This window comes from Pseudomonas sp. HTZ2, assembly GCF_033173945.1.
In the GTDB taxonomy this organism is placed as follows: domain Bacteria; phylum Pseudomonadota; class Gammaproteobacteria; order Pseudomonadales; family Pseudomonadaceae; genus Aquipseudomonas; species Aquipseudomonas guariconensis.
The window spans coordinates 3,596,131-3,613,705 of sequence record NZ_CP137332.1; the positions used below are offsets into that span (position 1 = coordinate 3,596,131).

General features: G+C 62.5%; 18 protein-coding genes, 1 pseudogene and 1 riboswitch. Of the genes and pseudogenes, 10 read left to right on the forward strand and 9 right to left on the reverse strand.

Features of this window, described 5'->3' with window-relative positions; genetic code table 11:
• Positions 1–162 precede the first annotated feature (162 nt).
• Positions 163–633 (forward strand): hypothetical protein, encoded by a 471-nt coding sequence (locus R6G97_RS16660; protein WP_043215307.1) that lies wholly within the window; start codon positions 163–165, stop codon positions 631–633.
• A 67-nt stretch (positions 634–700) separates the two neighbouring features.
• On the forward strand, positions 701–991 hold the full coding sequence (locus R6G97_RS16665; RefSeq protein WP_043215305.1) for a PA4642 family protein: 291 nt from the start codon (positions 701–703) through the stop codon (positions 989–991).
• A 144-nt stretch (positions 992–1,135) separates the two neighbouring features.
• Here R6G97_RS16665 and mqo read toward each other — a convergent pair whose 3' ends face one another.
• Complete coding sequence (mqo, locus tag R6G97_RS16670; protein WP_070576955.1) at positions 1,136–2,647, reverse strand: malate dehydrogenase (quinone); 1,512 nt, start codon at positions 2,645–2,647, stop codon at positions 1,136–1,138.
• Positions 2,648–3,242: 595 nt separating this feature from the next.
• Positions 3,243–3,476 (reverse strand): hypothetical protein, encoded by a 234-nt coding sequence (locus tag R6G97_RS16675; protein ID WP_043213802.1) that lies wholly within the window; start codon positions 3,474–3,476, stop codon positions 3,243–3,245.
• 178 nt (positions 3,477–3,654) lie between these two features.
• Here R6G97_RS16675 and R6G97_RS16680 point away from each other — a divergent pair, with 178 nt between their 5' ends.
• Complete coding sequence (locus R6G97_RS16680; RefSeq protein ID WP_043213803.1) at positions 3,655–4,239, forward strand: YajG family lipoprotein; 585 nt, start codon at positions 3,655–3,657, stop codon at positions 4,237–4,239.
• Positions 4,240–4,331: 92 nt separating this feature from the next.
• On the opposite strand, the gene R6G97_RS16685 is transcribed toward R6G97_RS16680, so the two are convergent.
• Positions 4,332–4,538 carry a hypothetical protein gene (locus R6G97_RS16685; RefSeq protein ID WP_043213804.1) on the reverse strand — a complete coding sequence of 69 codons (207 nt, stop codon included), beginning with the start codon at positions 4,536–4,538 and terminating at the stop codon, positions 4,332–4,334.
• 159 nt (positions 4,539–4,697) lie between these two features.
• On the opposite strand from R6G97_RS16685, the gene R6G97_RS16690 reads away from it, so the two are divergent.
• Entirely contained in the window at positions 4,698–4,958 is a 261-nt protein-coding gene (locus R6G97_RS16690) for a hypothetical protein (protein ID WP_043213805.1), read from the forward strand.
• A 50-nt stretch (positions 4,959–5,008) separates the two neighbouring features.
• Here the strand turns inward: R6G97_RS16690 and R6G97_RS16695 are convergent, their stop codons facing one another.
• The gene (locus R6G97_RS16695) at positions 5,009–6,178 is read right to left on the reverse strand and encodes a 1-acyl-sn-glycerol-3-phosphate acyltransferase (protein WP_080642133.1); all 1,170 of its coding nucleotides are present in this window, start codon (positions 6,176–6,178) and stop codon (positions 5,009–5,011) included.
• Between the two features lie 123 nt (positions 6,179–6,301).
• Here R6G97_RS16695 and R6G97_RS16700 point away from each other — a divergent pair, with 123 nt between their 5' ends.
• The 3 genes from R6G97_RS16700 to R6G97_RS16710 are packed head-to-tail and all read left to right on the forward strand — an operon-like array spanning position 6,302 to position 7,380.
• Positions 6,302–6,487, forward strand: coding sequence for a CPXCG motif-containing cysteine-rich protein (locus R6G97_RS16700; RefSeq protein ID WP_043213807.1), 186 nt, complete (start codon positions 6,302–6,304; stop codon positions 6,485–6,487).
• The gene (locus R6G97_RS16705; RefSeq protein ID WP_090345222.1) at positions 6,487–6,747 is read left to right on the forward strand and encodes a putative signal transducing protein; all 261 of its coding nucleotides are present in this window, start codon (positions 6,487–6,489) and stop codon (positions 6,745–6,747) included. The genes R6G97_RS16700 and R6G97_RS16705 overlap by 1 nt, the downstream gene beginning before the upstream one ends.
• 12 nt (positions 6,748–6,759) lie before the next feature.
• The gene (locus tag R6G97_RS16710; RefSeq protein ID WP_090345224.1) at positions 6,760–7,380 is read left to right on the forward strand and encodes an SOS response-associated peptidase; all 621 of its coding nucleotides are present in this window, start codon (positions 6,760–6,762) and stop codon (positions 7,378–7,380) included.
• A gap of 33 nt (positions 7,381–7,413) precedes the next feature.
• On the opposite strand, the gene R6G97_RS25005 is transcribed toward R6G97_RS16710, so the two are convergent.
• Together R6G97_RS25005 and R6G97_RS25010 are read right to left on the reverse strand one after the other, a co-directional pair.
• Positions 7,414–8,256: a methyl-accepting chemotaxis protein gene (locus tag R6G97_RS25005; protein ID WP_371906719.1), complete on the reverse strand. Its 843-nt coding sequence runs from the start codon at positions 8,254–8,256 to the stop codon at positions 7,414–7,416.
• 12 nt (positions 8,257–8,268) lie between these two features.
• Positions 8,269–9,615, reverse strand: a pseudogene (locus tag R6G97_RS25010) (HAMP domain-containing protein); the annotation flags it as partial.
• Positions 9,616–9,703: 88 nt separating this feature from the next.
• Here R6G97_RS25010 and R6G97_RS16720 point away from each other — a divergent pair.
• Entirely contained in the window at positions 9,704–10,519 is an 816-nt protein-coding gene (locus R6G97_RS16720) for a M48 family metallopeptidase (RefSeq protein ID WP_043213812.1), read from the forward strand.
• A gap of 99 nt (positions 10,520–10,618) precedes the next feature.
• Here R6G97_RS16720 and R6G97_RS16725 read toward each other — a convergent pair whose 3' ends face one another.
• The 3 genes from R6G97_RS16725 to R6G97_RS16735 all read right to left on the reverse strand — a co-directional run bounded on the left by R6G97_RS16725 (position 10,619) and on the right by R6G97_RS16735 (position 13,468).
• The gene (locus R6G97_RS16725) at positions 10,619–11,203 is read right to left on the reverse strand and encodes a TMEM165/GDT1 family protein (RefSeq protein ID WP_317848161.1); all 585 of its coding nucleotides are present in this window, start codon (positions 11,201–11,203) and stop codon (positions 10,619–10,621) included.
• A 90-nt stretch (positions 11,204–11,293) separates the two neighbouring features.
• A riboswitch (yybP-ykoY riboswitch) is annotated at positions 11,294–11,414 on the reverse strand.
• A 39-nt stretch (positions 11,415–11,453) separates the two neighbouring features.
• Positions 11,454–12,452: a class I SAM-dependent methyltransferase gene (locus R6G97_RS16730; RefSeq protein ID WP_043213815.1), complete on the reverse strand. Its 999-nt coding sequence runs from the start codon at positions 12,450–12,452 to the stop codon at positions 11,454–11,456.
• A 50-nt stretch (positions 12,453–12,502) separates the two neighbouring features.
• Positions 12,503–13,468: a 2-hydroxyacid dehydrogenase gene (locus tag R6G97_RS16735; protein WP_090345226.1), complete on the reverse strand. Its 966-nt coding sequence runs from the start codon at positions 13,466–13,468 to the stop codon at positions 12,503–12,505.
• A gap of 226 nt (positions 13,469–13,694) precedes the next feature.
• Here R6G97_RS16735 and R6G97_RS16740 point away from each other — a divergent pair, with 226 nt between their 5' ends.
• Both R6G97_RS16740 and R6G97_RS16745 read left to right on the forward strand, forming a co-directional pair.
• A complete protein-coding gene (locus R6G97_RS16740; RefSeq protein ID WP_317847247.1) occupies positions 13,695–15,377 on the forward strand; it encodes a fatty acid--CoA ligase in 1,683 nt (560 codons plus the stop codon).
• Between the two features lie 311 nt (positions 15,378–15,688).
• Entirely contained in the window at positions 15,689–17,551 is a 1,863-nt protein-coding gene (locus R6G97_RS16745) for a DUF1302 domain-containing protein (protein ID WP_317847248.1), read from the forward strand.
• Positions 17,552–17,575 lie beyond the last annotated feature (24 nt).

Here is a 17,575-nt window from a genome sequence, read left to right on the forward strand (position 1 = left end):
ACCCACTAAGACGACACCGCAGAGCAAGGCAGTTTCACCACGAACCTGAGTGGCAGCGGTTTTCTGCGAAGGGACGCAGACGCAATCAAAAAGCGCCACGCCCACTCAGGATCCTGAACCCACCTCCATGCTAGAGTGCTTCTCCCTGCCAAGGAGCCTCACATGCGTGCGATTCTTCCTTTCCTGCTGGCGGTGAGCCTGCCGCTGTCCGCGGCGCCGCTGCATGGCCAGTTCCTGCCCCCCGATGAGCTGTCCCTGCGCCAAGAGGCTCCGACAGCCCAGCAACTGCTGCAGGTGACCGACTATTCGGTGGTGACCGGCATCCAGCGCCAGTCCGACCAGCAACCCATCCCGATCACCTCATCGTTGCTGTTGCGCCTGAAGGGCAAGCCCTTGAGCAAGGGCGCCACCCTCAGCCAGGTCTTGATCAATTTCGATGGCGAAGGCGGCAAGAGCCTGAAGAAGCCGGTCTACGACGAAAAGACCCGAACCCTCACCTTGAGCTATCCGCTGGCCAACTATCGAGTGATCATGGACCTGCTGCGCAACGAGACGTTGTACGTGCAGTTCCTCACTTACCCCAACGGTCATCTCTGGGCGGATCTGCACACCGGCACCGTACGTACGCGTTGAGACCCGCGGGCCGTGAGGGGTAAACTGCGGGCCTTTGAATGCCCATATGGCCCAGTTGGAGTCGGCAATGCGTAAAGACAAGAAGCAGGTGATTGGTGACGAGATCAGCGACGACTACGTCAAGACGTTCCTCCAGTTCGAGCCGGCCGATGGCGTGACCTCGCCATCGCTGCACAAACTGGTCAAGGCCTATCGTGGCCTGCGCGTAGACGATTTCGAGCGTTTCGTCGGCTTCTTCGTCGAGGCGGGTCTGGACCTGGACGGCAAAGATGAGCACGGCAAGACCTTTGTCGAGCTGATCGCCGACCAGCGCAATGCGCCTGAATACATCGAGATCATCAATAACGCCCGTGGCTGATCGGTAAGCCTGTGCCGACCTTTCGCGGGTAGGCCCGCTCCCACAGGGTTCATCGCAATGCTTGTGGGCGCGGTTTCCCGCGAAGAGCACCGCAAATCCAGGCACAAAAAAACGCCCCGAGGGGCGTTTTTTTGTGGGTCGGTATCAAGCGTAGTGCTGGGCCGGGCTGCTGGTGTCTTCCACCATTTCCAGCGCTTCGTCGTTCTGTGCGCTGATCTTGTGGTAGAGCGCGGCATCGGTGGCCAGGACCTTCTCGCGAGCCGGGAAGATCTCCTTGAGCTTGGCAGCCCAGGCACCCTTGGCCTGCTCGGGGAAGCAGCGCTCGATCAGTTCAAGCATGATCGAGACGGTCACCGAAGCGCCTGGCGAGGCGCCGAGCAGGGCTGCCAGGCTGCCGTCCTGTGCCGAGACCAGCTCGGTACCGAATTGCAGAATGCCGCCTTTCTTCGGATCCTTCTTGATGATCTGCACGCGCTGGCCTGCAACTTCCAGACGCCAGTCCTCGGCTTTGGCTTCAGGGTAGAAGCGGCGCAGGGCCTCCAGGCGTTGTTCCATCGACTGCATCACTTCGCTGACCAGGTATTTGGTCAGGTCCATGTTGTCACGGGCGACGGCCAGCATCGGGCCGATGTTGCCCATGCGTACCGACAGCGGCAGGTCGAGCAGAGAGCCGTGCTTGAGGAACTTGGTGGTGAAGCCTGCATACGGGCCGAACAGCAGCGACTTCTTGCCATCGACCACACGGGTGTCCAGGTGTGGAACCGACATGGGCGGAGCGCCGACCGCGGCCTGGCTGTAGACCTTGGCCTGGTGCTGCTTGACGATCTCGGGGTTGTCGCAGCGCAGCCACTGGCCGCTGACCGGGAAACCGCCGAAGCCCTTGCTTTCGGGGATGCCGGACATCTGCAGCAACGGCAGGGCCGCGCCGCCAGCGCCGAGGAAGACGAAGCGGGCATCGACTTCACGGCTGCCGCCGCTGTTGACGTCCTTGATGCTGACGGTCCAGCCGCTGCCGTTGCGGCGCAGGCCGACGACCTTCTTGCTGTACTTGACCTGCGCATCGGCGCAGTTGCCCAGTTGCTTGAGCAGCTTGTTGGTCAGGGCGCCGAAGTTCACGTCGGTACCCTTGATCACGCGTGTGGCGGCGATGCGCTGGTCGGCCGGGCGGCCCGGCATCATCAGCGGCATCCACTGCTCCATCACGGCCTTGTCTTCGGTGTACTCCATCTCGCTGAAGGCATGGTGCTGTTTGAGCAGCTCGAAGCGCTTCTTGAGGAAGGAAACGCCCTTGTCACCTTCGACATAGCTCAGGTGCGGGACCGGATTGATGAAGGCACGTGGCGAGCCGAAGCTGCCCTTGCGCACGAGATAGGCCCAGAACTGGCGGGACACCTCGAACTGGGTATTGATGTGCACGGCCTTCTTGATGTCGATGCTGCCATCGGCGGCCTGAGGCGTGTAGTTCAGCTCGCACAGGCCTGCGTGGCCCGTCCCTGCGTTGTTCCAGGGGTTGGAACTTTCCGCGGCACCGGAGTCCATCGCCTCGACGACCTCCAGCTTGATCGACGGGTCGAGTTCCTTGAGCAGTACGGCCAGGGTGGCACTCATGATGCCCGCGCCTACCAGTACCACATCAACCGATTCGTTCTGCGCCATTAACGCGTCTCCACAATCTACAGCACCTAATTGACAGCATAGGATCCCTGGGTTGGCCAGGATCGCCATGTCCGACTCTTCGCAGTTCTTGCCACTTCCGCGGACCCTGCCAATTCAGTCTTGGTGTTCGGCTATTGAACGCCCTTGCCACGGGTGCGGCAATTCGACTTATGGTCAAGGTATCCGCCGTGCGGTATGGACCGGCTTCAGTACTTCATCGAGGATGAGCACTTTTGCCGTCTGTTCGAGGCTGTTCGGGACGCATCTGTCGCTTTTGCACATGCCAGACTGTTCATTTGCTCGCCACACTCTTGTGAAGTTTGAAAAACCCGTTTTTTCACGCTCTTTTGGAACGTGAACCTCAAAAGGGACTGCGCGATGGCAATCCACAGGTTCCTGCAATGCGAAGGCCGGGACAGCAGGCGCGGCGGATGCAAGACCTGAGTGGAAGGCTCTCTGTGGGCAAAGCGTCGAAAGTGCCGTGGTCAACGGCGATGCGGGGCCCGATCAGGAGACGTCCTTATAATCGGGGGGAGATTATAACGATGTCGCGGGCAGAAAGGTGCGCTTAATGGGCTTTTTATTGCTGCGTTTGTCAGGCTGGCAGGGTGCGTTGCTGCCAGCGGCGGCTTGCGTGGGCGCAAACCCGAGCACTGTCCGGTAGCGGCTGACCAAGCCAGCCCAGCTGGGCTTCGCTGACCTGCACCCAGCCGCTGCTGCTGGGCCGTCGTGTGCAGTGCAGGAATCCAAGGCAATTGCCCTCGGCATCGAGGCGGACATAGGTGTTCTGGCGGGGGCGGGAGAAAAGCAGATTCCACAGCGAGGTCATGGCGGCGATCCTGTTCGGTCTGTCTGGCAACAGGATGAACGCCCGGCATGAAACCCATGTGACAATCGCAATTAAGGAGGCGGATCGGTTGCTCGGCTGCTTTTTCTAACAGCTTGCAGCGTGAAGCTTGTCGCTAGGTATACTGTGGGCCTTTGCCGTATTTTCTGGAGAAACGCGCATGTTGCAACGTCTGTTGTTCGGTTTGATCGCGGTGGCCAGCCTGAGCCTGGTCGGTTGTGCCCACAGCCCGCAACAACTCAGCCCGCAACCCAAGCTCACCGCCCAGCTCAATCCGGTCGGCCGTGGCCAGCCGGTCGTGGTCAAGGTGGTCGATGGCCGTGCCTCGCAATCGCTGGGGACCCGGGGTGGCATGTACCCTGAAACCAGCACCATCAGCGTCAGTGGCAACGATATCGTGCCCAAGCTGCAGGCCCAGGCCGAGGCCGCGGTACGCCTGTTGGGCTTCACCCCGACGCCCAACGCCTACAATGCCCCCCAGTTGACCGTGACCCTGGCCGAGCTCAAGTACCAGTCGCCCAAGGACAAGATGTATGTGACCGAAGCCACCATCGGCGCCACCTTCCGTGCCGATGTGTCCAACGCCAACCGTCGCTACAGCGGCCGTTACGGTGCTTCCCTGGATCAGCGCTTCGGCATGGCGCCGAATCAGGAGACCAACACCAAGCTGGTCGGTGACGTGCTCAGCGATGCCCTGACCCGTCTGTTCAAGGACCCGACCATCGGCCAGGTCCTAGGCGAATAAGCGCAGCGCCCTCGATAAAAAGCCCGCTGCCGGGTGCTTCCGGTAGCGGGCTTTTTGTTGCCTGTGAAGAGGCTAAGGAGCAGGCCAGCTTGTCATGCGGCCTCTATACGAAAGTCGAGCAGGCTACGGCCGGTATAAATATCGACTTCGGGCAGGTCTTGGTGGGCATGACCACCCAAGGCGCAATAGACCAGCCACTGGCGATCCTGGACGTTAATGGCCAAGCCGTCGATCAGCGCCTGTTGTTCATCGCTCTGGGCGACAAGGTAGAGGCGGTCCTGGTTTTCGGCGTGCAACATGACAAGCTCCATCGTAGGAAAAGGCCGACAGGGTGGCCTGTCCTGATGACGAGCGTGTGACAGTGAAATTCAATGACAGTTGGTCGCAAAATCCGAGCAGCAGGATTGGGCTTGGGTAGAATGCCGGGCTTTGCCGTCGTTCTTTTCCGAGGTTACGCGATGTCCTTGCAAGTGCTCTGGGGATTCCTGGCTGCCCATCCGGCCAAGTTGATCAATCTGCTGGCCCTGCTGATTACCTGTCCCGGCGGGCTGCTGCTGCAAAGCGCACGGCGGCGCGAAGTGGTGGCGCGGGCAAGTGGTGCGAGCGACGAGGCGGTGGTCGATGCCTTCGACCAGCGGGTGCCGCGCTACTACTACATCCTCGGATTCTCTTGCCTGGCCATGGCGCTGCTGCTGTCCTGGTTCAGCACCTGGATCTGAACACCGGATGCCCCTGTTGGGACGGGTAACCCGCCCCAACAGGGGATATTTCAGGCGACGGGGCTTTGAGCCTTGACCTGGTACTGGTTGCGCACCGGGGTGGCGTACTGCTGCACCAGGTAGGGCTGGTGTTCCACCGGGCAAGCGTCCAGGCGGCGCTGCCATTCTTCCTTGGCCTTGGCCAATTCCTGCGCGGGGAACAGTTTCTCCGCACTCGGCACCTGCAGGGCCGGGTCTGCTTCACTCCACATGCCATAGGCCAGGTAATGCACCGGGAACAGGCGGTAGCCGCCGAGAATCTGCCGGTCGATTTCCTGCGCCAGTTGCTTGGTGTCTTCGAAGTACTCGGTCACCGGGGCCGCGAAGCTGATATGCACCCGACCTTTGTAGCCGGTGATGCCCTGGGCGATGCTGTTGTCGTCCTCGCCCGGTGCCTTCTTGTAGGTGCCGGTGGTGGCGCGGATGTACAGCTCGCGGGCCTTGGCCAGGTCGCACGGATCGTACTCGTAGCTGATCGACACCGGTGTCAGGTTCAGGCTCTGGATCACGGCGCCGAAGGCTTCGTCCTTGCGGCTCATGTGGAACATCTTGAGGATCGCCGAATCGGTACGGTCATCGCCGTCCTTGGCCCGTCCTTCGGCCTGGGCGATCCAGATCGACACGCAGTCGTTGCGGATCGAGTGATTGATATAGGCCGACAACAGCTGGTAGGCGGCGAGTTTTTCCCGGCGACCGCTCAGCGAGCGATGGACGATGAAGCTCTTGTTCAGGCGCATCATGTCGCTGACGAAGGGCTTTTGCAGCAGGTTGTCGCCAATGGCGATGCGCGGCGTCGGCAGGCCGGCGTGATACACCGCGTAATTGACGAAGGCCGGGTCCATGACGATGTCGCGGTGGTTGGCCAGGAACAGGTAGGCCGTCCCTGACTTGAGCTGCTCGACCCCGGAGTAGGTGACCCCATCGGTGGCGCGCTCGATGGTCTGGTCGACGTAGTGCTCGACCTTGTCCTGCAGGGTCGAGACGCAGGTAACGCCGGCGAACTCGTTGCGCAGGCGGCGAGCGATCAGTGGCTTGAGCAGCCAGCCGAAGGCGCCGGCCGCCCGCGGGAAGCGGAAGTGGGTGAGGATATCCAGAAATGCCGGGTCGCTGAGCAGGCGTGCCAGGACGGCAGGGACCTCAGCGTCGTCGTACGGTCGGATGGCATCGAATTCGCCCATCATGCTCTCTTGTTGGAAACGGCTAGGGTAATAAGGTAGGGGTGGGGTCCGAAAAAACGGCTCGGACACACGCAGGCCCTGTAAACAGACCGGCAATTATACGCATAAGTCACCGCGGAGGCCGCGATGCTGGAAACCGACTTCTATCGTTGTCCCTATTGTGGTGAAACCGTGGAAACCACGGTGGATATCTCCGGCGGCGACCAGGTGTACACCGAGGACTGCCAGGTGTGTTGCCAGCCAGTGGTGTTCATCTTGCAGGTGCATGGTGACGAATGGATGCTCGATGTCAGACGCGAGGATGATGCCTGATGATGCGGATCTACGAGCCGGAGAGCCTGATGGAGGCGCAGTTGCTGGTGGGCATGCTGGCCAGCGAGGGTGTCCAGGTACATCTGGCCGGGCGTGATCTGGTCGGCGCTGCCGGCGAGTTGCCGATGCAAGGGTTGCTCGGTCTGGTAGTACCGGACGAGCAGGCTGGGTACGCACGGCAGTTGATCGATGCGTACAATGCGGCCCTGCCACTTGCCGGCGACGAACCGGAGAGTTTCCCCGGAACCCTGATCTGCTGAGTTTTTATCGCCATGTGTGGACGCTACGCCCTGTTTCGCTGGTCCCCGGCCTTTGCCGCCTTGCCCGGGTACCCCGCCGACCAGCAGGCGCAATGGAACATTGCCCCAGGCGCTTCGGTGCTGATCCAACGTCAGCTCGACGGCCAGATCCAGTTGGCCAGGGCCCGCTGGGGACTGACCCCGGCCTGGCTGACCGACTTATCCCGCACACCTGCCCAGGCGCGTGCCGAAACCTTGGCGGAGCAGCCGATGTTCCGCGAGGCCTTCCGCCAGAGGCGCTGTCTGATGCCGGCCAATGGTTTCTACGAGTGGCGTGGCACGGTGCGCAAGCGGCCGTACTGGCTGACACCGGGGGAGGGGGCCTCGCTGTTCTTCGCGGCGGTGTGGGAGGCGTATCCGGTGCAGGACGAGGTCTGGCTGAGTTGCGCGGTAGTGACCCAGGCGGCGATGAACCAACGTCGACCGCTGATTCTCGATGAAGCGGGGCAGGCGGCCTGGTTGGACCCGGAAACGCCGCTGGCGCGGCTGCACGAGCTGTTGGCCAGCCCACCAGCAGCGTTGCGCGAGCGGGCGCTGGCGCATTTCGTCAATGATCCGAAGCTCGATGCGCCGGAGTGCCTGACCCCGGCGTGAACCTCACGGGGCTGCAAGGCAGCCCCTTGTTCCTCAAACGCGGAACTGGTTGATCAAGCGCCGCTGCTGTTCGGCCAGCTTGGTCAGTTCGGCGCTGGCCTGGCTCGACTCGTCGGCACCGCCGGCCACTTCACCGGCCACCTGGCCAATATTGATGACGTTGCGGTTGATGTCTTCGGCCACGGCGCTCTGCTGCTCGGCCGCGCTGGCGATCTGGGTGTTCATGTCGTTGATCACCGACACGGCCTGAGTGATGCTCTCCAGCGCTTCGGCGGCACGGGTGGCCTGTTGCACGCTGTCGTCGGTCTTGCCCTGGCTGTCTTCCATGACCTTGACCACTTCGCGGGTGCCTTGCTGCAGCTGTTGGATCATCTGCTGGATTTCTTCGGTGGCCTGCTGGGTCTTCTGCGCCAGGTTGCGGACCTCGTCGGCGACCACGGCAAAGCCCCGGCCTTGCTCGCCCGCGCGGGCCGCTTCGATGGCGGCGTTGAGCGCCAGCAGGTTGGTCTGCTCGGCGATGGCGCGGATTGCCACGAGGATCGCGTTGATGTTCTCGCTGTCGCGGGCCAGGGTCTGGACCACCTCCACCGCACGGCCGATCTCAGTGGCCAGCACGCTGATCGAATGGGAGGTGTCGCGCACGATCTGCAAGCCCTGGTTGGCCGCCTGGTCGGCGTTGTTCGCGGCCTGGGCGGCGTGGGTCGCATTGCGCGCCACGTCCTGGGCAGTGGCAGTCATTTCCTGCACGGCAGTGGCCACCTGATCGATCTCGGCCATCTGCTTGTGCACGCCTTGGTTGGTGCGAATGGCGATATCGGCAGTGTGCTCCGAGGAGTCGCTGACTTTCTGCACCGAGCCCACCACCTGGGTGATCATCGCCTGCAACTTGGCCAGGAAGGTGTTGAAGCCCTTGGCGATCGCGCCCAGTTCGTCGGCACGGTCGCTGTGCAGGCGGCGGGTAAGGTCGCCTTCGCCCTGGGCGATGTCGTCGAGCATGGCCACCATCTGACGCAGGGGGCGGGCGATACCGTGGGCCAGCAGCCAGATCACCAACAAGCCGATGGCGGCGATACCCAGACCCATCAGGGTCATGCCGGTGATGTCGGTGCGCCGTTGTGCGGCGAGGTCTTTCTGCAGTTGGTTGACGTCGGCCATCACTGTGCTCAGCGGCAGTTCGAGCAGCAGCGTCCAGCGGGCGTCGGTGCTGGCGACGCGGAAGGGCAAGTAGAGTTCGATGCGGTCCTTGGTTTCGTCGAGCTCATAGTGGAGGTTTTCGCCAGTCAGGGACGTAAGCGTGCCCGACTCCTCGGCATCCAGCACATCACTGGCTTTTTCGCCGAACTTCGACGGGTCACGGGTATAGGCCACCAGGCGGCCGTTGCTCGAGACCAGGGCCAGTTCGCCGGCGCCGTCGTATAGCTGACGGTCGGCGTTGTTGAGCAAGTCCTGGATGAAGTCTACCGACAGGTCGGCACCGGCCATGCCCTGGAACTGGCCATCGATCATGATCGGTGCGACGAACGAGGCGAGCATGACGGTCTTGTCGCCCACCTTGTAAGGCGCCGGATCGATCACACAGGGCTTCTTCGACTCTTTCGGGCACAGGTAGTACTCACTGGCGCGTACGCCTGTGGCCAGCACGGTGTGGTCGTTCACATCGATCAGCTTGTCCTGGCCGAGGCTGCCGTCACCATTACGGAACCACCACGGCAGGAAACGTCCCGTGGCGCTATCGACGCCAACCATGTTGCTGCCGACATAGCGGGCATCGTCATGGTCCAGGGCATTGGGCTCCCAACCCAGGTAGGCGCCGAGCACGGTCGGGTTGACCTCGACGGTGCGCTTGAGTTGGTTGACCAGGGATTGGCGGTCGACGCGCATCAGCGGTTGGCCGTCGGTGCCTTGCATGCCGATCATGGCATTGCTGGTGGCCAGGCTGCGGGCAATCAGCAGCGGCGCTTCCAGCCCGCGCTGGATCTCGCTGACTTGCGTACGGGCCAGGGCCCCCAGGCGTTGCTCGATCACGTTTTCAAACTGTTGACGGGTGCGTTCCTGCACCAGCGACTGAGTGCGTTCGCCGGAGTACACGGCGTACAGCACCAGGGCCGCAACAATGCTCAAAACGATGGCGCCCGCCAGGGCAGCCACGGAAAACTGAATCGACTTGAACTTCATGGGGCACCGCGTTCGAGAATGATTGTTTCCCGGGTTATCGGCGGGGCCTGGCGAAAGCATGAGGGGGGATGAGAAATCTTACCTGCGGCTCTGGCGAGGCCAGGCGACTCGGCCTAGGATACGCGGCATGTAAAAACGGAGTGCTTTCATGCGTAGTTCATTCGTTGCCAGCCTGATCGGCGCCAGTATCCTGCTGTCTGGTTGCCAGGCAGTGAATACCACCAGCGGTGGTGCCGTGGGCGTCGATCGCCAGCAGTACATGTTCAGCATGCTCTCGACCGACCAGGTCAACCAGATGTATGCCCAGTCGTATCAACAGACGCTCAGCGAGGCCTCGAGCAAGGGTGAGCTGGACAAGAGCAGCGCCAAGGCCAAGCGTATCCAGGCCATCGCCAGCCGCCTGATCGCCCAGGCGCCCAAGTTCCGGCCGGACGCCGCGCAGTGGAACTGGGAGGTCAACCTGATCGACAGCGACGAGCTCAACGCCAACTGTGGCCCGGGCGGAAAGATCATTTTTTATACCGGCCTGATGGACAAGCTGCAGCTCACTGACGCTGAGATTGCTGCTGTACTGGGTCATGAAATCGCCCATGCCCTGCGCGAGCATGGCCGCGAAGCCATGTCCAAGGCCTATGGGGTGGAAATGGCGCGCCAAGGCGCCGGTGCTCTGTTCGGCCTGGGTCAGGGCGGCATGGCCCTGGCGGACACCGTGGTGAACTACGCCATGACCCTGCCCAACAGCCGCGCCAACGAGAACGAGGCCGACCTGATCGGCCTGGAGTTGGCGGCGCGTGCCGGTTACGACCCGAATGCCGCGATCACCTTGTGGAACAAGATGAGCAAGGCCTCCGAAGGCGCGCCGCCTGAGTTCATGAGCACCCACCCGGCCTCAAGCAGCCGTATTGCCTCGCTGCAGGCGGCGATTCCGAAGGTGATGCCGCTCTACCAGGCTGCCAAGAAGTAAGCTGCAAGCTTCAGGCTTCAAGCTGTTAGGACGGCGTGACTCGCTTCTCTTGCAGCTTGCAGCTTGCAGCTTGCAGCTTGCAGCTTGCAGCTTCAGTCTTTAGCCCACCCAGCCGCTGGCTTTCATGGCCGAGTACACGGCGACGATGGCCAGTACGAAGAATGCAGCCGCTGCCAGGCGTCGAATCAGTGTCAGTGGCAGCTTCTCGGCGGCGAAGTTGCCCGCCAGCACAACCGGCACGTTGGCGATCAGCATGCCCAGGGTGGTCCCGAGGATGACCATGATCAGGTGAGGATACTGGGCCGCCAGCATGACCGTGGCGACCTGGGTCTTGTCGCCGATTTCAGCCAGGAAAAATGCGATCAGCGTGGTGACGAAGGGGCCGAAGCGGCGTGCGGCGCTGTTTTCGTCATCGTCCATCTTGTCTGGAACCAATGTCCACAGGGCTGTTGCAGCGAAGCTCCCGGCGAGGATCCAGTGCAATACCGTCTCGCTGAAGAAACTGCTGACCCAGGCGCCCACGGCACCGGCGGCGGCATGGTTGGCGAGGGTGGCTGCGATGATGCCGGCGATGATCGGCCAAGGCTTGCGAAAACGCGCGGCGAGAATGAGGGCGAGCAATTGCGTCTTGTCGCCGATTTCAGCGAGGGCGACGATTGCGGTGGGGACGAGCAGGGATTCCAGCATCAGGTTTCCTACGGGGGCGGGTCGACACGGCTATGACACGTACGACCTCCCCGCCCCGGGTAAGGTGTGCGTGTCATAGGTCTTGTCAAACCCTGGATCTGTCTGCGCAGACCGCGGGTCGCACGCGCCATGGCCTGTGGGCCAAGTGTGTTGACGCGTGCCGGGCGAGCAGGGCGCTCGCGGGAGACTACTCCCCTAGGACGGTGCGGATTCTGCCTAGGTGAATGCGTTTCGGCAAGCCCTGTTTTCAGCCGCGTGTGGCCTGGTAGATACGAAAGCCGTCCGCCTCGGCGCAGACCCGGCAATTGCCCAGGGCGCCTTCGATCAGCGGTTGATAGCGCAGGAAGCTATTGGCGACCAGACGCATTTCCCCACCTTTTTGCAGATGAAGACCTGACTTTTTCAGCAGGTTCTCCGATGCCTGGTAGTTGGTATGCACACCGGTATGAAAGGGCGGGTTGCTCAGGATCACGTTCAGCCCGGTAGGCGCGGCATCGATGCCGTCGCCACTGATCACGTCGCCTTCCAGACCATTGGCCGCCAAGGTCAGCCGACTGCTCGCCACGGCGAAGGCATCCACATCGAGCAGGGTGACGCGGCTCTGTGGATAACGGCGTTTGATGGTCGCGCCCAGTACGCCGGCACCGCAGCCGAAGTCCAGCACGTGACCGGCCGGCAGGTTGTCCAGGTGTTGGAGCAGCAGGGCAGTGCCGCGATCCAGACGGCCATGGCTGAACACGCCGGGCAGGCTCACGACCTGCAGCGGGCCGTCTTCCAGGGGCAGCTCGAAACGTTCGGCCAGGCTCTCCAGGGGTTTGGCCTGCGGAGCATGGTCCACCGTCACTTGCCACAGCTGGCAGTGACGCGCGCTGTCGAGCTTGCGCGGCTTGCCGAAAGCTTGCAGCTGCTTGGCAGCGCCCTCGATGCCCCCGCGCTTCTCGCCTACCAGATACAACTCACGGCCTGCCAGGCGGGACGCCAGGGCATTGAGCAGATAGGCAGCAAGCTCCCGCGACTTGGGCAGAAACAGTACGGCGGCCTCGAAGGCCACTTCGGGCACGTGCACGCCATAGTGGCTGCGGTCGCTGAAACGGCTGTCGAGCAGGGCCTGGTCCCCGGCGTGCCAGGACCAGCCGCTAGCCTGCGGCAGTTGGCCGAGCAGGTCGTCGGCGGGCAGCCCGGCGAGCAACAGCGGGCCTTGGAACAGTTCGGCCTGGCGAAGCAACACTTCACTGCGCGGGTCCATGGACGACGTCTCCTGAAAAAGCGCGCAGTGTACCAGAGCCCCTTGCCGATTCAGCTGACCACTCGCCGTGGCTGGCCGGCGAAGAAGGCCTGGGCGTTCTCGCTCAACTGGCCGACGATGCGCTGGCGCGACTCCACCGCGCCCCAGGCGCTGTGCGGGGTGACGATCAGACGCGGGATGTCCGGGGCCAGCAAGGGGTTGCCATCGACCGGGGGTTCGACGCTCAGCACGTCAGTGGCTGCGCCGCCGAGGTGGCCGCTGCGCAGGGCGTCGGCCAGCGCCTGTTCATCGATGAGGCCGCCTCGAGCGGTATTGACCACCAGGGCGCCGGGTTTGAGCTGCGCCAGTTCGCGCGCGCCGATCATGTGGCGGGTGTGCTCGTTGAGCGGGCAGTGCAGGGTCAGCGCATCGACCTGAGGCAGCAGTTCGTCCAGTGGCAAACGTTCAGCGCGGGCTGGGCGACCGGGGATCTGCCCGCTGAGCACGCGCATGCCGAACGCCTCGGCCAGCCGCGCCACCGCGCCGCCGAGCTCGCCGTGACCTAGCAGGCCGAGGGTCTTGCCTTCCAGTTCGACGATCGGGAAGTCCAGCAGGCAAAACTGGCTGGCCGTGGCCCAGCGGCCCTCGCTGACCGCCTGGTGGTAGTCGCACAGGCGCGTGGCCAAGGCCAGCAACAAGGCCAGAGTGTGCTGGGCGACCGATGGGGTGCCATAACCCTGGCAGTTGCACACGGTGATGCCCTGGGCACGGGCGGCGGCCAAGTCGACATTGTTGGTGCCGGTGGCGGCAACCAGAATCAGCTTGAGCTGTGGATTGGCCGCCATGGCCGCGGCGTCGATCATTACTTTGTTGCTGATCACCGCTGTGGCACCTTGCAGGCGCTCGGCGACCTGTTCCGGCTGGGTAGAGGCGAACAGCTGCAGGCTGTCGAAGGGGCGTTGCAAGGGCGCGAGATCGAGGTCGCCCAGGTCAAGGGACTGGTGATCGAGGAAGACGGCGCGACGCGGGCTAGGCATGAGGGGCTCCGGGCTGGGGTTCGGGCGGTGACAGATCAGGTCAGCCGTTGCGCGACAGCGCAGCCGATCAAGCTGAAGGCGGGTTGGCAAAGTGTCAAGCGTGTGGGGCGAGGCCACTCATACCTTTATCCCTTCGAATCATTCCTTCGGCTGATTTGACCAAAGTGTCACCGTTCTAGAGTAGACATCAGACTTCTCCGGCCAGCATTGCAGATAAGGGATCCCTATGTTGCAGACGCGTATCATCAAGCCCGCCGAGGGCGCCTATACCTTCCCGCTGTTGATCAAGCGTCTGCTGATGTCGGGCAGCCGCTACGAAAAGACCCGAGAGATCGTCTACCGCGACCAGTTGCGCCTGACCTATCCGCAACTGGTCGAGCGCATCGCGCGTCTGGCCAACGTGTTGACCGAGGCTGGGGTCAAGGCCGGTGATACCGTGGCGGTGATGGATTGGGACAGCCATCGATACCTGGAGTGCATGTTCGCCATCCCGATGATTGGCGCGGTGGTGCACACGATCAACGTGCGCCTGTCGCCGGAGCAGATTCTCTACACCATGAACCACGCCGAGGATCGCGTGGTGCTGGTCAACAGCGACTTCGCCGGTCTTTACCAAGCCATCGCCGGCCAGTTGACCACGGTGGACAAAACCATCCTGCTGACCGATGGGCCAGACAAACAGGCCGATCTGCCCAGTCTGGTCGGCGAGTACGAGCAACTGCTCGCCGCGGCCAGTCCACACTATGACTTTCCCGATTTCGACGAAAACTCGGTGGCCACCACCTTCTACACCACTGGCACCACCGGCAACCCCAAGGGGGTGTATTTCACGCATCGCCAGTTGGTGCTGCACACCCTGGCCGAAGCGTCGGTCACCGGTAGTATCGACAGCGTGCGCCTGCTGGGCAGCAACGATGTGTACATGCCTATCACCCCGATGTTCCACGTGCATGCCTGGGGCATTCCCTATGCGGCCACCATGCTCGGCATGAAGCAGGTCTATCCGGGGCGCTACGAGCCGGAAATGCTGGTGAAGCTGTGGCGCGAGGAAAAGGTCACCTTCTCCCATTGCGTGCCGACCATCCTGCAAATGCTGCTCAATTGCCCGTCTGCCCAAGGCGAGGATTTTGGCGGCTGGAAGATCATCATCGGCGGCAGCGCGCTCAACAAGGCGCTCTATGAGGCGGCCCTGGCGCGGGGCATCCAGCTGACCGCAGCCTACGGAATGTCGGAAACCTGCCCGCTGATTTCCTGCGCCCACCTCAACGACGAATTGCAGGCCGGCAGCGAGGACGAGCGTATTTCCTACCGCATCAAGGCGGGTGTGCCGGTACCGTTGGTGGAGGCCGCGATCGTCGATGGTAACGGCAACTTCCTCCCAGCCGATGGCGAGACCCAGGGCGAACTGGTCTTGCGCGCACCCTGGCTGACCCAGGGGTACTTCAAGGAATCCGAAAAGAGCGAGGAGCTGTGGGCGGGCGGCTGGCTGCATACCGGCGATGTCGCCACCCTCGACGGCATGGCCTACATCGACATCCGTGACCGCATCAAGGACGTGATCAAGACCGGTGGCGAGTGGATCTCCTCCCTCGACCTCGAGGACCTGATCAGTCGCCACCCGGCGGTGCGCGAAGTGGCGGTGGTCGGTGTGGCCGACCCGCAATGGGGCGAGCGGCCATTCGCCTTGCTGGTGGTCCGCGAAGGGCAGGCCATCGATGCCCGGGCGCTCAAGGATCACCTCAAGCCGTTCGTCGAGCAGGGGCACATCAACAAGTGGGCGATCCCTAGCCAGATCGCGATTGTTACTGAAGTTCCCAAGACCAGTGTCGGCAAGCTCGACAAGAAGCGTATCCGCCAGGACATCGTCCAGTGGCAGGCCAGTAACAGCGCGTTTCTGTCGACCTTGTAACCTCCCTGCGGGTCGCGCTCGTCTGCGCGCGACCCGCAGGCCAGAGCGGCTGGCGCTTGTAAAGCGCTGAAATTGCGCCATGCTTGCGCGCGTCCTGAAAGCCATCGTCGGCCCAGGAAACACAAATCACACTTTAGAGGGATCAAGCACCCGGACCTGCTGGCTATAGTCGGGGCCAGGTGATTTTCAGGAATGGGGCAAGGCACTGCGCGCAAGTCGCAGCGCCGCGGGCGCAAGCCTGCACACCGGTCGCACGGGCCGTTTCTGAAAGGACTCACTGCCATAACAATAAAGTACATGGAGTAGCGTCGATGACATCTGCAAACCTGTTCTGGCGCCGGGCGAAGCTGCCCTTGGCCGTCAGCCTCGCTTCCACGCTCGCAAGTCCCGCATTCGGTGTCAGCTTCAACATCGGGGAAATCGAAGGCCAGTTCGATTCGTCGCTCTCCATCGGGGCCAGCTGGTCAACGGCCAATCCGAACCAGAACCTGATCGGGGTCAACAACGGTGGAAAGGGCTTGTCCCAGACCTCCGATAATGGCCACCTGAACTTCAAGAAGGGCGAGACCTTTTCGAAGATTTTCAAGGGCATCCATGACCTGGAATTGAAGTACGGCGACACCGGCGTGTTCGTCCGGGGCAAGTATTGGTATGACTTCGAACTCAAGGACGAGCACCGCCAGTTCAAGGACATCAGCGACTCCAATCGCAAGGAAGGCGCCAAGTCCTCGGGCGCCGAGCTGCTCGACGCCTTTGTCTACCACAACTACTCCATCGGCGATCTGCCAGGCTCCGTACGCCTGGGCAAGCAGGTGGTCAGCTGGGGTGAGAGCACCTTCATCGGTGGCGGCATCAACGCGATCAACCCGATCGACGTGTCTGCCTTCCGCCGCCCTGGCGCCGAGATCAAGGAAGGCCTGATCCCGGTCAACATGTTCTATATCTCCCAAAGCCTGACCGACAACCTGTCGGCCGAGGCCTTCTACCAGATCGAATGGGACCAGACGGTCGTCGACAACTGCGGCACCTTCTTCTCCCAGGCCGACATCATCGCCGATGGCTGTAGCGACAACCTGCGCGTGCTCAACAGCAGCCGCTCCCTGCCGGCTCCGGTACTGGGCCTTCTGGCCAGCCAAGGGGTGGATATCAACCAGGAGGGCGTGAAGGTCGCCCGTGGGCCGGACCGCGATGCACGCGACAGTGGCCAGTTCGGCGTGGCCATGCGCTACATGTTCGAGCCGCTGGATACCGAGTTCGGCGCGTATTTCATGAACTACCACAGCCGTGCGCCGATCTTCAGCGCAACTGGCGCACCTGCGTCGGTCTATGCCGCAGCGGGCAACTTCGGTCGACTGGCGCCGATCATCGTCGCGGGTAACTCGAAATACTTCGTCGAATACCCTGAGGATATCCGACTGTATGGCCTGAGCTTCTCCACCACGCTGCCCACCGGCACTGCTTGGAGTGGCGAGCTGAGCTACCGCCCCAACGCTCCGGTGCAGTTGAACACCACCGACATCCTCTTCTCGGCCGTGCGTCCGCTGGGCGGCCCTTACGCCGATGCCTCGGTGCTCACCGGCGTGCCGGGCGAAGACCTGCACGGGTACACCCGAAAGGAAATCACCCAGTTCCAGACCACCTTGACCCACTTCTTCGATCAGGTCATGGGTGCCAGCCGCCTCACCGTGGTGGGAGAAGTGGGCGTCACCCACGTAGGCGGGCTCGAGAGCTCGAGCAAAGCGCGGTACGGTCGCGACCCGGTCTTTGGCCCAGGCAATCTGCCCAACGGTACCTGCGAAGCGCTCAACGGCAGCACCATCGGGGGCTCTGGCCTGAACAGCTCCACCGCCAACATCAGCCGCAACTGCGAGAACGATGGCTTTACCACCACGACCTCCTGGGGTTACCGCGCCCGCGCCATCTGGGACTACAACGATGTCTTCGCCGGGGTGAACCTGCGGCCGAACGTGGCCTGGTCCCATGACGTCTCGGGTTATTCGCCAGGCCCTGGCGCCAACTTCGAGGAAGGCCGCAAGGCCATCAGCCTGGGCCTGGACGCCGAATACCAGAACACCTACACGGCGAGCCTTTCGTACACCAATTTCTTCGATGGCAAGTACAGCACCGTGGACGATCGCGACTTCGTGGCGCTGAGCTTTGGCGTGAACTTCTAAGCACACTGATCCAGGACGACAACA

Coding starts and splice junctions, on each gene's coding strand:
- R6G97_RS16685 (WP_043213804.1), bottom strand. CDS start 4,538: ATGTTGCACGCCGAAAACCAGGACCGCCTCTACCTTGTCGCCCAGAGC.
- mqo (WP_070576955.1), bottom strand. CDS start 2,647: ATGGCGCAGAACGAATCGGTTGATGTGGTACTGGTAGGCGCGGGCATC.
- R6G97_RS16730 (WP_043213815.1), bottom strand. CDS start 12,452: ATGGACCCGCGCAGTGAAGTGTTGCTTCGCCAGGCCGAACTGTTCCAA.
- R6G97_RS16705 (WP_090345222.1), top strand. CDS start 6,487: ATGATGCGGATCTACGAGCCGGAGAGCCTGATGGAGGCGCAGTTGCTG.
- R6G97_RS16710 (WP_090345224.1), top strand. CDS start 6,760: ATGTGTGGACGCTACGCCCTGTTTCGCTGGTCCCCGGCCTTTGCCGCC.
- R6G97_RS16665 (WP_043215305.1), top strand. CDS start 701: ATGCGTAAAGACAAGAAGCAGGTGATTGGTGACGAGATCAGCGACGAC.
- R6G97_RS16720 (WP_043213812.1), top strand. CDS start 9,704: ATGCGTAGTTCATTCGTTGCCAGCCTGATCGGCGCCAGTATCCTGCTG.
- R6G97_RS16695 (WP_080642133.1), bottom strand. CDS start 6,178: ATGATGGGCGAATTCGATGCCATCCGACCGTACGACGACGCTGAGGTC.
- R6G97_RS25005 (WP_371906719.1), bottom strand. CDS start 8,256: ATGATCACCCAGGTGGTGGGCTCGGTGCAGAAAGTCAGCGACTCCTCG.
- R6G97_RS16700 (WP_043213807.1), top strand. CDS start 6,302: ATGCTGGAAACCGACTTCTATCGTTGTCCCTATTGTGGTGAAACCGTG.
- R6G97_RS16680 (WP_043213803.1), top strand. CDS start 3,655: ATGTTGCAACGTCTGTTGTTCGGTTTGATCGCGGTGGCCAGCCTGAGC.
- R6G97_RS16660 (WP_043215307.1), top strand. CDS start 163: ATGCGTGCGATTCTTCCTTTCCTGCTGGCGGTGAGCCTGCCGCTGTCC.
- R6G97_RS16745 (WP_317847248.1), top strand. CDS start 15,689: ATGACATCTGCAAACCTGTTCTGGCGCCGGGCGAAGCTGCCCTTGGCC.
- R6G97_RS16735 (WP_090345226.1), bottom strand. CDS start 13,468: ATGCCTAGCCCGCGTCGCGCCGTCTTCCTCGATCACCAGTCCCTTGAC.
- R6G97_RS16740 (WP_317847247.1), top strand. CDS start 13,695: ATGTTGCAGACGCGTATCATCAAGCCCGCCGAGGGCGCCTATACCTTC.
- R6G97_RS16690 (WP_043213805.1), top strand. CDS start 4,698: ATGTCCTTGCAAGTGCTCTGGGGATTCCTGGCTGCCCATCCGGCCAAG.
- R6G97_RS16675 (WP_043213802.1), bottom strand. CDS start 3,476: ATGACCTCGCTGTGGAATCTGCTTTTCTCCCGCCCCCGCCAGAACACC.